Source organism: Saccharopolyspora cebuensis, assembly GCF_039542665.1.
Lineage (GTDB): Bacteria > Actinomycetota > Actinomycetes > Mycobacteriales > Pseudonocardiaceae > Saccharopolyspora > Saccharopolyspora cebuensis.
This window is the reverse complement of the sequence record NZ_BAABII010000016.1, coordinates 476,691-489,044: the sequence shown is the minus strand read 5'-3', so window position 1 is coordinate 489,044 and position 12,354 is coordinate 476,691. Positions and strand designations below refer to the sequence as shown.

The window sequence follows — 12,354 nt, the reverse complement described above, 5'->3', positions numbered from 1 at the left end:
GGCCGCATGGAGGTGGCGCTGCGCTCGCTGGAACTGGCGGTGCGCGGTCGCCTCGACGGCTTGCTCCAGGGCAACCACCTCGGCCTGGTGCCCGGGCCGGGTACCGAGCCCGGTGAGGCGCGCGGCTACCAGCCCGGCGACGACGTGCGCCGGATGGACTGGGCCGTCACGGCCCGGACCGGGGATCCGCACATCCGGCAGACCGTCGCGGACCGGGAGCTGGAGACCTGGGCGGCGGTGGACCTGTCCCCGTCGCTGGACTTCGGTTCCGGGGCCTGCGACAAGCGGGAGCTGGCCGTCGCGGCGCTGGCCGCGGTCGCGCACCTGACCAGCGGTAGCGGCAACCGGATCGGTGCCGTCGTGGACAACGGCACCGGGCCGGTCCGGATGCCCGCGCAAGGCGGTCGCGCGGGATCGCGGGCGCTGCTCAAGCGCGTCGCCGGGACGCCCCGCGCGGCGGAGGGCACCCGGGGCGATCTCGGCGGTCTGCTGGAGGCGATGCGCCGTCCACCGCGCCGCCGCGGGCTCGCCGTGGTGATCTCGGACTTCCTCGGTCCGACCGGGTGGCAGCGCGCGCTGCGGGGGCTCGGCACGCGGCATTCGCTGCTGGCGATCGAGGTGCTCGACCCGCGCGACGTGGAACTGCCCGACGTGGGAACCGTGGTGCTGTCCGATCCGGAGACCGGCAAGCAGCGCGAGGTGCACACCTCGGCGTTGCTGCGCAAGGAGTTCGCCGCGGCCGCCGCCGCGCACCGCGACGAGGTGGCCACCGCGCTGCGCCGGGCGGGGTGCGCGCACCTGGTGCTGCGCACCGACTCGGACTGGATCGCCGACGTCGTGCGCTTCGTGGTCGCCCGCAAGCGCGGTTGGTCCGGAGGTGGGGTGTGATGCCGGTGCTGGGCGGGTTCACCTCGCCGTGGTGGTTGCTGCTGCTCGTCGTGGTCGCCGCGCTGGTCGCGGGCTACGTGTGGGCGTTGCGGCGGCGGCGCCGGGAGGCGTTGCGGTTCAGCAACATGGAGGTGCTCGACCGGGTCGCCGCCAAGCGCCAGGGCTGGTCGAAGCACGTGCCGCCCGCGCTGCTGGCGGTGGCGCTGCTGCTGCTCACGGTCGCGCTGTCCGGGCCGACGGCGGAGCAGCGCATCCCGCGCAACCGGGCGACGGTGATGCTCACCATCGACGTGTCGCTGTCCATGAAGGCCCGGGACGTGGAGCCGAACCGGCTGGAGGCGGCCAAGGCGGCGGCCAAGGAGTTCGCCGACGAGCTCACCCCGGGCATCAACCTGGGCCTGGTGTCGTTCGCGGGCACCGCCACGGTGCTGGTGATGCCCACGACCGACCGGGCCAGCGTCAAGCAGGCCATCGACGGCATGAAGCTGGCCGAGGCCACCGCGACCGGGGACGGCATCAACGCCGCCATGTCGGCCATCGACTCCTTCGGGAAGATGGTCGGCGGTCCGGCGGGGGCTCCGCCGGCGCGGATCGTGCTGATGGCCGACGGCGGCCAGACCATCCCGCGCGACCTCGAGGCGCCGCGCGGCGCGTACACCAAGGCCGAGGAGGCCAAGCGCGCGGGCATCCCGATCTCGACGATCTCCTTCGGCACCCGCCACGGCAGCATCGAGATCGAGGGCGAGCAGGAGTGGGTCGAGGTCGACGACGAGGCGATGCGCGAGATCGCCGAGCTCTCCGGCGGCGAGTTCCACAAGGCCGCCAGCGCCGAGCAGCTCCGCGAGGTCTACGACACCCTCGGCGAGCAGATCGGCTACGAGATCAAGCGCACCGACGCCAGCAAGCCGTGGCTGGTGCTCGGCACGCTCAGCGCGATCGTCGCGGCCGCGATCTCGATGTTCTTCGGCAGACGGCTGCCCTGACCGCCGCCCGGAGGCCGTGCCGGGCGGCGGTCGCGGGTCAGCTCCCGTCGGTCTGGGTCTGGGCCTGGGCCTGGGCCTGGGCCTGGGCCTGGGCCCGCACCTGGTCCATGTCGAGGTCGCGGGCCTGCCGGATCAGGTCCTCGAAGGCGTGCTGCGGCGGGGCGCCGGCCTGCTGGAACACCAGCACGCCGTCCCGGATGATCGCCAGCGTCGGGATCGACTGCACCTGGAAGGCCCCGGCCAGCCGCGGCTGGGCCTCGGTGTCGACCTTGGCGAACACGATGTCCTCGTGGGTCTCCGAGCTGCTCTCGAAGACCGGCGCGAACTGGCGGCACGGGCCGCACCAGTCGGCCCAGAAGTCGATGACGACGAAGTTGTCTGCCACGACCTCGTCGAAGTTCTCGGCGGTCAGCTCGACGGTGGCCATGCGGCTCCTCCCTGCGACGGTGTTCGTGCCGGGAACACCGCGGTGGGCGCTCGGCATTCCCGGCGGGCGCGGGTGCCGCCGTCAGCCGGCGGGCTGGCGGCGCGGCACCATCAGGGCGTAGATCACCAGGATCGACATGGCGATGATCAACGTCGACAGGATCGGGAAGGTGGCGAGGAAGGCCACGTGCCCGATCGCGCACACGGCCGCCAACCCGACGCCGACGGCACGCGCCCAGGTCTGCCCGGACATCGCCGCCGCTCCCGCCGCGAGCTGGACGACGCCGAGCACGCCGAGGATCCAGCCCCAGGTGGTGAAGTTGAAGATCAGCAGCTCGTCGGCGCCGAGCAGGTAGTACTCCGGGCGGAAGAACGAGGTGAGGGCGCTGATCACGTTGAACGCGCCGAGCAGCACCAGCACCGAGCCGCCGAACGCCGCCCACCCCGACATCGACGTCGCGCGTTGCGGGGCCGACATGGCCCACGCCCCTTCCTCTTGGCGGCTCTCCCGCCGGGTACCGCGGTCCCCCTGCTCGGTGGTCCCGGTCCGGCCGGTGTCCGCGGCGGTCTGCTCGTGCCCGGGTGTGGATTCCGGTCGTGTCATGTTGTCCCCCTGGCTTCGGTTCGACCTGGTGCGACGGTCTCGCGGGGCGCGCGGGGAACGGAGGAGGCGAAGGTCCTGGTCAGTTCGCGCGCACGCCCAGGCGTTCGGCGAGCAGGGAGGCCAGGTGCACCGCCCGGGTGCCGGTGGCCTGGTGCAGCTGGGTGCGGCAGCTGAACCCGTCGGCGACGACCTCGGTGCCGGGCCCGGCGGCGCGCACCGCGGGCAGCAGGCCGTGCTCGGCGCAGGCCATCGACACCTCGTAGTGGCCGCGTTCGAACCCGAAGTTGCCCGCGAGCCCGCAGCACCCGGAGTCCAGCACGTCGGCCCGCACGCCGGAGGCCGCCAGCGCCGCGCGGTCGGCGTCGAACCCGAGGTCGCTGTACTGGTGGCAGTGCATCTGCACCAGCGCCGAGCGCTCGGCCTCCGGGGCCGGGTGCTCCGGCAGCGCCGGTTCGACCCACTCGGCGAAGGTCCGGGTGGCGGCGGCGAGCGCGGTGACCGCCGGATCGTCGGGGGCCAGTTCGAGCGCGTCGGTGCGCAGGAAGGCGGTGCAGCTCGGTTCGAGGCCGATCACCGGCAGGCCCCGGTCGAGGGTGCGGGCGGTGCGGGTCAGCGCCGTGCGGGCGGTGCCGAGCTGGCCGGTGGAGTACCACGTCAGCCCGCAGCAGACGGGGGAGCGGGGGAGGGTGACCGAGTGGCCGAGGGCTTCCAGGGCCGCGACCGCGTCGCGCCCGATGCCGGGGTCGAAGTGGTTGGTGAAGGTGTCCGGGAACAGCAGCACCGAGGGCGATCCGGTGGTGCGCCGCGGCGCCCGCCGGGACCACCACGCCTGTAGTGTCCGGGGCGCGGGCTGCGGGATCGCGCGCCGCGGGTCGATCCCGCCGAGGCGCTTGAGCAGTCCGGATGCCGGCCCGGAGAGCAGCCGTCCGGTCAGCCGCGGCGCCCGGGCGCCCAGGGCCAGCCACAGCGGCAGGAAACCCATCGAGTAGTGCGCGGCGGGCCGCACCCGGTGCCGGTAGTGCCGGTGCAGGAATTCGGCCTTGTAGGTGGCCATGTCGACGTCGACCGGGCAGTCGGTCTTGCATCCCTTGCAGGACAGGCACAGGTCGAGGGCGTCGCGCACCTCGGGGGACCGCCAGCCCTGGTCGACGACGTCCCCGGCGAGCATCTCGAACAGCAGGTGCGCCCTACCACGGGTGGAGTGCTCCTCGTCGCGCGTGGCGCGGTAGCTCGGGCACATCACCCCACCTGTGGTGTTCAGGCACTTGCCCATGCCGACGCAGCGGCGGGTGGCGGCGGCGAGGTCCCCGCCGTCGGCGTGCAGGGCCAGTTCGGTGCGCCCGTCCACGCGCGGCGGTGCGACCAGCAGCCGCAGGTCCGCGTCCAGCGGGCGGGGGCGGGCGATCTGGCCGGGGTTGAGCAGCCCGGCCGGGTCGAAGGCGTCCTTGAACCGCTCGAACGCGGCGATCACCTCGGGCGGGTACATCCGGGACAGCAGCTCCGAGCGGGCCTGCCCGTCACCGTGCTCGCCGGAGACCGAGCCGCCGTGCGAGACGACCAGGTCGGTGGCGGCTTCCAGGAACCGCCGGTAGTCGGCGGCGCCCGCCGCCGCGCTCAGGTCGAAGTCGATGCGCACGTGGATGCAGCCGTCGCCGTAGTGGCCGTAGGTGATGCCGCGGCGCCCGAACCGCTCCAGCAGCGCGTCGAACTCCCGCAGGTAGGCGCCGAGCCGCTCGGGCGGCACCGCCGCGTCCTCCCAGCCCGACCAGCGTTCGGAGCCGGCCATGCGCGTGGAGTAGCCCGAGCCCTCTTCGCGGATCTTCCAGAGCGCGCCGGTGCGGGCCGGGTCCACGTGCACCGCGCTCTCGGCCCGCCGGCCCATCGCCCCGACGACCTGCTCGGCGGCGCGCCGCGCGGCGGCGGCGTCCGGACCGCCGGTTTCGACGAGCAGCCAGCTCCGCCCGCCGGGCAGCAGCGCCAGCGCGGGGGAGCGCGGGTTGCGCCGCCGCACCACGTCGACGAGCTCGGCGCTGAGCCCCTCGATGGCCAGCACGTCCAGGCCCCGCAGCCGGGGCACCTCGTCGGCGGCGGCGTAGGTGTCGGGGAAGCCCAGCACCGCCACGGCCCGGGCCGGTGGCGCCTCGACCAGCCGCACGGTGGCGCCGAGCACCGTCGCGCACCCGCCCTCGGTGCCGACCAGCGCGCGGGCCAGGTGGAACCCGTTCTCGGGCAGCAGCTGGTCCAGGTTGTAGCCGGAGACCCGGCGGGTGAGGTCGGGGAACGAGGTACGGACCAGGTCGCCGACGTCGTCGCGCAGCGCCCGCAGCTCCCGGTGCAGCGCGCCGATCCGGTCCTGCCGCGCGCAGCGGGCGTCGAGCTCGTGGTCCGGGGTGGCGCCGACCTCCAACCGGGTGCCGTCGGCGAGCAGCACGTCCAGCGAGTGCACGTTGTCGACGGTCTTGCCCCAGGCGACCGAGTGGGTGCCGCAGGAGTTGTTGCCGATCATGCCGCCGAGGGTGCAGCGGCTGTGCGTGGACGGGTCGGGACCGAAGGTCAGGCCGTGCTCCCCGGCGGCGGCGCGCAGCGAGTCGAGCACCACCCCCGGCTGCACCCGCGCGGTCCGCCGGTCCGGGTCGATCTCCAGCACGCGGTCGAGGTGGCGGGCGAAGTCCAGCACCAGGCCGGTGCCGCAGGCGTTGCCCGCGATGCTGGTCCCGGCGCCGCGGCTGGTCACCGCGACGCCGTGGCGGGCCGCGATGTCCACCGCGGCGAGCACGTCGTCGGTGCTGCGCGGGAACACCACCCCGGTGGGCACCTGCCGGTAGTTCGAGGCGTCGGTGGCGTACAGGGCGCGGGTGCCGGGGTCGAACCGGGCCGGTCCGGACACCGCCGCGCGGAGTTCGGCGGCGAGGGCGGGGGCGGTGCTGCCGAGGGTCATCGAAACCACGCTCCGACCGGTGTGGGGCACGTCCTAGCGCAGTCTGCCGCCCGGCTCCCCTGTAGAGGAACAACGACACGGCGGGTCGATTCCTGTATGGAGGCGATGGGCGCGTCGATCAGCGGAGCGGATACTGTCGCGGCTGGCGAGAAGGGCTCGCCGACGATCCGGAAGGAGATCCACAGTGGCACGGTCCGTACTGGTGACCGGCGGCAACCGGGGCATCGGTCTGACGATCGCCAAGGCGTTCCAGGACGCCGGCGACAAGGTCGCGGTCACCCACCGCGGATCGGGAGCTCCGGAGGGGCTGCTCGGGGTGCGTTGCGACGTCACCGATCCCGAGCAGGTCGCCGCCGCCTTCGACGAGGTCGAGGCGGCGCACGGACGGGTCGAGGTGCTCGTCGCCAACGCGGGGATCACCGACGACGGGTTGCTGCTGCGGATGGGCGAGGAGCAGTTCGGCCGGGTGCTGGAGGCCAACCTCACCGGGTCGTACCGGGTCGCCAAGCGCGCGGCGAGCAGCATGCTGCGCCTGCGCCGCGGCCGGATGATCTTCATCTCCTCGGTGGTGGGACTGTCCGGGGGCGCCGGGCAGGTCAACTACGCGGCGAGCAAGGCCGGGCTGGTCGGCATGGCCCGTTCCATCGCCCGCGAGCTCGGGTCGCGCGCGATCACCGCGAACGTGGTGGCGCCCGGGTTCGTCACCACCGACATGACCGACGAGCTCTCCGAGGACCGCAAGCAGGAGATCCTCGGCCAGATCCCGCTGGCCCGGTTCGCCGCCACCGAGGAGGTCGCGGGCACCGTGCGGTGGCTGGCCTCCGACGAGGCCGCCTACATCACCGGCGCGGTCATCCCGGTCGACGGCGGTCTCGGGATGGGCCACTGAGCGGTCCGCATCGGACGGTCCGCGGGCCGCGACGGCCCGGAAACATCGCAACGCAGGTGCCGACGCGCCCTGCACACGCACAGCGGAGGAAGCACGTGAGCGGATTGCTCGAAGGCAAGCGGATCCTGGTCACCGGGGTGATCACCGACGCGTCGATCGCGTTCCACACCGCCAGGGTGGCCCAGGAACAGGGCGCCGAGGTGGTGCTGACCGGGTTCGGCCGAATGCGCCTCGTGGAGCGGATCGCCGAGCGGCTGCCCAAGCCCGCCCCCGTGCTCGAGCTCGACGTCACCAGCACCGAGCACCTGGACAGCCTGGCCGACCGGGTGCGCGAGCACGTCGACGGCCTCGACGGGGTGCTGCACTCCATCGCGTTCGCCCCGCAGTCCTGCTTGGGCGCCGACTTCCTGGCCGCGCCGTGGGAGGACGTCTCCTCGGCCCTGGAGGTCTCCGCCTACTCGCTGAAGTCGCTGGCCACCGCGACGCTGCCGCTGATGGACCGCGGCGGGTCCATCGTGGGCATGGACTTCGACGCCCGGGTCGCCTGGCCGGCCTACGACTGGATGGGCGTGTCCAAGGCCGCCCTGGAGGCGACGTCGCGCTACCTCGCCCGCGAACTCGGTCCGCGCGGGGTGCGGGTGAACCTGGTCTCGGCCGGTCCGGTGCGGACGATGGCCGCCAAGTCCATCCCCGGGTTCTCCGAGCTGGAGGAGAGCTGGGGCGACCGGGCGCCGCTGGGCTGGGACGTCAACGACCCGACCCCGGTGGCCCGTTCGGTGTGCGCGGTGCTGTCGGACTGGCTGCCCATGACCACCGGTTCGATGGTCATGGTCGACGGCGGCGTGCACGCGCTCGGCGTCTGAGGGTCGTCCCCTCGCGGACCGCCGCGCCCCACCGGGTCGCAAGCTCGGATCTCAGGTGGGGCGCGGCGGTCCGCTGTTCGTCGGGAGGGCGTCGGTACCCCGGGTGAGCGTCGGCTGGCCCGGCCGGTGGCCGGTGGGGCCCCGGATGCGCGGATCCGGTAGCGCAGCGTCATCATGGACGGGTGAGCTTTGACGCGCTGCTGTACTTGTCGTTCGGCGGGCCGGAAGGCCCGGAGGAAGTCCGCCCGTTCCTGGAGAACGTCACCAGAGGCCGCGGGGTCCCGCCGGAGCGGTTGGACGAGGTGGCCGAGCACTACCTGCACTTCGGCGGGGTGTCGCCGATCAACCGGTTGAACCGGGACATCATGGCCGAGCTGGAGCGGCAGCTCGCGGCGCAGGGGCGGGAACTGCCGCTCTACTTCGGCAACCGCAACTGGCACCCGATGGTCGAGGACACCGTCGGGCGGATGGCCGAGGACGGCGTGCGGCGGGCGCTGGTGTTCGCCACGTCGGCGTGGGGCGGTTACTCCGGGTGCAAGCAGTACCACGAGGACATCGCCCGGGCGCGCGCCGCGGTCGGGGAGGGCGCACCGGAACTGGTCAAGCTGCGCCAGTTCTTCGACCACCCGCTGTTCGTCGAGGCCAACGCCGACGCCATCCGGCGGGCGACCGAACAGCTCCCGGCGGAGCTGCGCGAGCAGGCGCGGCTGGTGTTCACCGCGCACTCGATCCCGGAGCGCGCCGACGAGCAGCCCGGTCCCGACGGCCGCCCGCACTGGTACTCCCGCCAGGTCGCCGAAGCGGCGCGGCTGGTCGCCGAGCAGCTCGGCGCGCAGGGCCACGACGTGGTGTGGCAGTCCCGGTCGGGACCGCCGGAGGTGCCGTGGCTGGAGCCCGACATCGTCGACCACATCGAGGCGCTGCACGCCAAGGGCGTCCCCGCGGTGGTGGTGAGCCCGATCGGCTTCGTCTCCGACCACCTCGAGGTCATCTGGGACCTCGACAACGAGGCGAAGGAGAAGGCCGAGGAGCTGGGCGTGGGCTTCGCCCGGGCGGCGACGGTCGGCACCGACCCGCGCTACCCGGAGCTGATCGCCGAGCTGGTCAGCGAGCACCTCGACGAGGCGGCGCCGCGCAAGCTGTCGCTGCTGCCCGCCGCCGGGTGCAGCCCCAACGGCGAACCCTGCGCCCCGGGCTGCTGCTGACCCCGGCGCACCACTCCCCGGAGGGGTGAAGGAGTCGGAGTGAGGGGCACCCTTGCCCAAGTAACTTGGACAAGGGTGCCCCTCACTCAGCTCCCGAACGGGTGAAAGCCGGTGGCCGGGGTGTCGGGTCAGTGGTTGTCGGCGTGCTGGGCGAGCTCGCGGACCATTTCCGCGACCGCGGCCCGGCGGGCGGTGCGCACCGAGTCGAACAGCGGGCGCAGCGCCTGGGTGCGGCCGCGCATCGCCGAGGCCGACAGCGCGCCGCCGGGGGCGTCCTCGGTGGCCACCCACAGGATCGCGGCGACCTCGGTGGCGCGCTGCAGCACCCGCAGCGCCCGCTGCGGGATCTCCGGCGGCCACGTCGCCGACGGCTGCGAAGCGACCGTCTCGGCGATCTCCTCCCGCACCCCGGGCCGGCGCTTGGCCACGCCGAGCTCGATCAGCGCGGTCGCCGCCTCCCGCATCGCCGAGGACATGCCGTGCTCGGCCTCGCCGATCGGCACGTGCTCGGCCGGGGGCAGCTCGCCGGTGTCGAACGCGGTCCAGCGGATGATCCCCTCGGCCGCGGTCCGCGGGACCAGACCGATCCGCGCTTCCGGCAGCACCGCGGCTTCGCCCGCGCGCATCGCCTGCTTCCCGAACTCCCCGCCGCCGCCGAGACCGCGGGCATCGCCCGGGACCGGGAGGACAAGTTCACCGCTGGCCGCACCGGCGCGGCGCAGCGCCGCCAGCAGCATCGCGGGACCGGCGGGGGCGTCCTCGGGACCGGGCAGGTCCAGCCGGGTGGCGAGCTCGTCGTCGGCGGCGCGCACCTCGTGCGACTCGGCCCACGGCTGGAGGGCATCGAGCACGTCGTCGGCGGCGACGGCGCCGTGCAGCCAGGCGGACGTCCAGACAACCATCGTTGCGCTTGCGCAGGGCACGTCGCCCAAGGGTAGAGATGCGGCACCGGCCGCGCCGCCGGGGGGAGGGGCGGTGCGATCTCCCCCGGCGGGTCGCGCCCGCGCCCGTCGGGCGGGCGCACTACCGTGGCGCCCCGTGCGCTCGATGGACTACGGCGAAGACGTGCTGGCGGGGCCGCGGCGGCGACGCGTGCCCGAGATCACCGCCGAGGAGGGGCTGGTCGTCGAGGACCCGGCCAGCGGCTTCTGCGGGGCGGTCGTGCGGATCGACAAGGACGCCGTCGTGCTGGAGGACCGCCACGGCGCGCAGCGGCTGTTCCCGCTGCGCCCCGCCGGGTTCCTGTTCGAGGGGCGGCCCGCGACGCTGGTGCGCCCGGCCGCTCCCGCGGCGTCGGCGGGGACCCGGCGGTCGGCCTCCGGTTCGGTGCGGGTGGCCGACGTGCGGGCGCGCACCGCGCGGGGCAGCCGGATCTGGGTGGAAGGCGTGCACGACGCCGAGCTGGTGGAGCGCGTCTGGGGGCACGACCTGCGGGTCGAGGGCGTCGTGGTCGAACCGCTGCACGGCATCGACGACCTGGCGGGGGCGCTCGCGGAGTTCGGCCCGGAGCCCGGCAGGCGGGTCGGGGTGCTGGTCGACCACCTCGTCACCGGCAGCAAGGAGGCCCGGCTGGTGGAGGCGGTGGACGACGAGCACGTGCTGATCACCGGCCACCCGTTCGTGGACATCTGGGAGGCGGTCCGGCCGGAGGCGGTGGGCATCCGGGAATGGCCGCGGGTGCCGCGCGGGACGGAGTGGAAGCGCGGTGTCTGCGCGGAGCTCGGCTGGGGCGAACCGGCCGACGGCTGGCGCCGCGTGCTGTCCGGCGTGTCGAGCTTCCGGGAGTTGCGGACCCCGCTGCTCACGGCGGTGGAGCAGCTGATCGACTTCGTCACCGTCGACGTCACGCGTTGATCACACCCGGGCGGAGCTGCCCTCGTCCGGGGGTGGCCTCTGCCACGATGAAGGCATGACTCCCGCTGTGCTGTGGTTGATCGCCGGGGTGGTGCTGGTGGCCGCCGAGGCGCTCTCCGGCGACTTCGTGCTGGTGATGCTCGGCGTCGCGGCCCTGGCGGCGGCGGGGGTCGATGTGCTGGGGGCCCCGCTGTGGCTCGACGCCGTGGTCTTCGCGGTCGTGTCGCTGGGGCTGATCGCGGTCGTCCGGCCGGCCATCAAGCGCCGGATGAACAACCCGCGCGAGCTCCGCACCAACGTCAGCGCGCTGGTGGGCAAGGAGGCCTTCGTGGAGTCCGAAGTGGACGCCAGGGGCGGCCGGATCCGGCTCGACGGCGAGGTGTGGTCCGCGCGGGCGCAAGGCGACGACGTGTTCGAGGTCGGCGAGCGGGTGACGGTGATCGAGATCGCCGGCGCGACCGCGGTCGTCGGCGCGGGGATCTGAGGAGGAAGACCTTGACCGAAATCATCGTGCTGGCGGTCGTGGTGCTGCTGGTGATCATCGTGGCGGTCAAGGCCGTCATGGTGGTGCCCCAGGCGCAGTCCGCGGTCGTCGAGCGGCTCGGGCGGTTCCGTGCGGTGGCCGACCCGGGGCTGAACTTCCTGGTCCCCTTCCTCGACCGGGTGCGGGCCCGCATCGACCTGCGCGAGCAGGTGGTCTCGTTCCCGCCGCAGCCGGTGATCACCCAGGACAACCTCACCGTCTCCATCGACACGGTGGTCTACTTCCAGGTGACCGATTCGCGCTCGGCGGTCTACGAGATCTCCGACTACATCATCGGCGTGGAGCAGTTGACCACCACGACGCTGCGCAACGTGGTCGGCGGGATGAGCCTGGAGGAGACGCTGACCTCGCGCGACGCGATCAACAGCCAGCTCAGGGGCGTGCTGGACCAGGAGACCGGGCGCTGGGGCATCCGGGTGGCGCGGGTGGAGCTCAAGGCGATCGACCCGCCGCCGTCCATCCAGGACTCGATGGAGAAGCAGATGCGCGCCGACCGGGAGAAGCGCGCGATGATCCTCAACGCCGAGGGCCAGCGGGAAGCGGCGATCAAGACCGCGGAAGGCGAGAAGCAGGCCGCGATCCTGGCGGCCGAGGGTGAGAAGCAGGCCGCGATCCTCTCGGCGGAGGCCGAGCGGCAGTCCAGCATCCTGCGCGCGCAGGGCGAGCGGGCCAGCCGCTACCTCCAGGCCCAGGGCCAGGCCAAGGCCATCGAGAAGGTCTTCGCCGCGGTCAAGCGGGGCAAGCCGACGCCGGAGCTGCTGGCCTACCAGTACTTGCAGACGCTGCCGCAGATGGCGCAGGGCGACGCGAACAAGGTCTGGATGGTGCCCAGCGACTTCGGCAAGTCGCTGGAGGGCTTCGCCCGGATGCTCGGTGCGCCCGGTGAGGACGGCGTGTTCCGCTACGAGCCGCCGCAGGAGGAGGCGCCGCAGGAGGCGCCCGAGGACGAGGACGAGTCGATCCGCGCGTGGTTCGACACCTCGTCCACGCCGGAGGTCGCCGAGGCGGTGCGGGCGGCGGAAGCCGTGGCCCGCAAGGAGGTCCCGGCACCGGGGATGCTCGGCGAGCCGGGTGCCCTCGGGCAGGCCCCGGCCTCCGCGCCGCCGGCCCGCCCGGACCAGGCCTGAGCACCGATCTCCCGCGCGGCGGTGGGCACCTCG

At 73.7% G+C, this 12,354-nt stretch carries 12 protein-coding genes; 8 read left to right on the top strand and 4 right to left on the bottom strand.

Annotation, left to right across the window (positions count from 1 at the left end):
* Window positions 1-6: 6 nt before the first annotated feature.
* Together ABD976_RS22515 and ABD976_RS22510 are read left to right on the top strand one after the other, a co-directional pair.
* Window positions 7-888: a DUF58 domain-containing protein gene (locus ABD976_RS22515; RefSeq protein ID WP_345366862.1), complete on the top strand. Its 882-nt coding sequence runs from the start codon at window positions 7-9 to the stop codon at window positions 886-888.
* Complete coding sequence (locus tag ABD976_RS22510) at window positions 888-1,871, top strand: VWA domain-containing protein (protein WP_345366388.1); 984 nt, start codon at window positions 888-890, stop codon at window positions 1,869-1,871. The genes ABD976_RS22515 and ABD976_RS22510 overlap by 1 nt, the downstream gene beginning before the upstream one ends.
* A 37-nt stretch (window positions 1,872-1,908) precedes the next feature.
* Here ABD976_RS22510 and trxA read toward each other — a convergent pair whose 3' ends face one another.
* The 3 genes from trxA to ABD976_RS22495 all read right to left on the bottom strand — a co-directional run bounded on the left by trxA (window position 1,909) and on the right by ABD976_RS22495 (window position 5,839).
* Entirely contained in the window at window positions 1,909-2,298 is a 390-nt protein-coding gene (trxA, locus tag ABD976_RS22505; RefSeq protein WP_345366387.1) for a thioredoxin, read from the bottom strand.
* A gap of 81 nt (window positions 2,299-2,379) precedes the next feature.
* Complete coding sequence (locus ABD976_RS22500; RefSeq protein WP_345366385.1) at window positions 2,380-2,901, bottom strand: DUF7144 family membrane protein; 522 nt, start codon at window positions 2,899-2,901, stop codon at window positions 2,380-2,382.
* A 79-nt stretch (window positions 2,902-2,980) separates the two neighbouring features.
* Window positions 2,981-5,839 (bottom strand): FAD-binding and (Fe-S)-binding domain-containing protein, encoded by a 2,859-nt coding sequence (locus ABD976_RS22495; protein WP_345366383.1) that lies wholly within the window; start codon window positions 5,837-5,839, stop codon window positions 2,981-2,983.
* A 184-nt stretch (window positions 5,840-6,023) separates the two neighbouring features.
* Between ABD976_RS22495 and fabG the strand changes: the two genes are divergently transcribed.
* The 3 genes from fabG to ABD976_RS22480 all read left to right on the top strand — a co-directional run bounded on the left by fabG (window position 6,024) and on the right by ABD976_RS22480 (window position 8,796).
* On the top strand, window positions 6,024-6,728 hold the full coding sequence (fabG, locus tag ABD976_RS22490) for a 3-oxoacyl-ACP reductase FabG (RefSeq protein ID WP_345366381.1): 705 nt from the start codon (window positions 6,024-6,026) through the stop codon (window positions 6,726-6,728).
* A 95-nt stretch (window positions 6,729-6,823) separates the two neighbouring features.
* Window positions 6,824-7,591, top strand: a complete 768-nt coding sequence (gene fabI, locus ABD976_RS22485; RefSeq protein ID WP_345366379.1) for an enoyl-ACP reductase FabI — start codon at window positions 6,824-6,826, stop codon at window positions 7,589-7,591.
* Between the two features lie 182 nt (window positions 7,592-7,773).
* Window positions 7,774-8,796: a ferrochelatase gene (locus tag ABD976_RS22480; protein WP_345366377.1), complete on the top strand. Its 1,023-nt coding sequence runs from the start codon at window positions 7,774-7,776 to the stop codon at window positions 8,794-8,796.
* Between the two features lie 128 nt (window positions 8,797-8,924).
* Here ABD976_RS22480 and ABD976_RS22475 read toward each other — a convergent pair whose 3' ends face one another.
* Window positions 8,925-9,698, bottom strand: a complete 774-nt coding sequence (locus tag ABD976_RS22475) for a hypothetical protein (protein ID WP_345366375.1) — start codon at window positions 9,696-9,698, stop codon at window positions 8,925-8,927.
* A gap of 136 nt (window positions 9,699-9,834) precedes the next feature.
* Here ABD976_RS22475 and ABD976_RS22470 point away from each other — a divergent pair, with 136 nt between their 5' ends.
* From ABD976_RS22470 to ABD976_RS22460, 3 genes are all read left to right on the top strand, one after another.
* Window positions 9,835-10,650: a DUF3097 domain-containing protein gene (locus ABD976_RS22470; protein WP_425570121.1), complete on the top strand. Its 816-nt coding sequence runs from the start codon at window positions 9,835-9,837 to the stop codon at window positions 10,648-10,650.
* Between the two features lie 55 nt (window positions 10,651-10,705).
* On the top strand, window positions 10,706-11,134 hold the full coding sequence (locus ABD976_RS22465) for an NfeD family protein (RefSeq protein WP_345366373.1): 429 nt from the start codon (window positions 10,706-10,708) through the stop codon (window positions 11,132-11,134).
* 77 nt (window positions 11,135-11,211) lie between these two features.
* Window positions 11,212-12,321 (top strand): SPFH domain-containing protein, encoded by a 1,110-nt coding sequence (locus ABD976_RS22460; RefSeq protein ID WP_345366858.1) that lies wholly within the window; start codon window positions 11,212-11,214, stop codon window positions 12,319-12,321.
* Window positions 12,322-12,354: the final 33 nt, after the last annotated feature.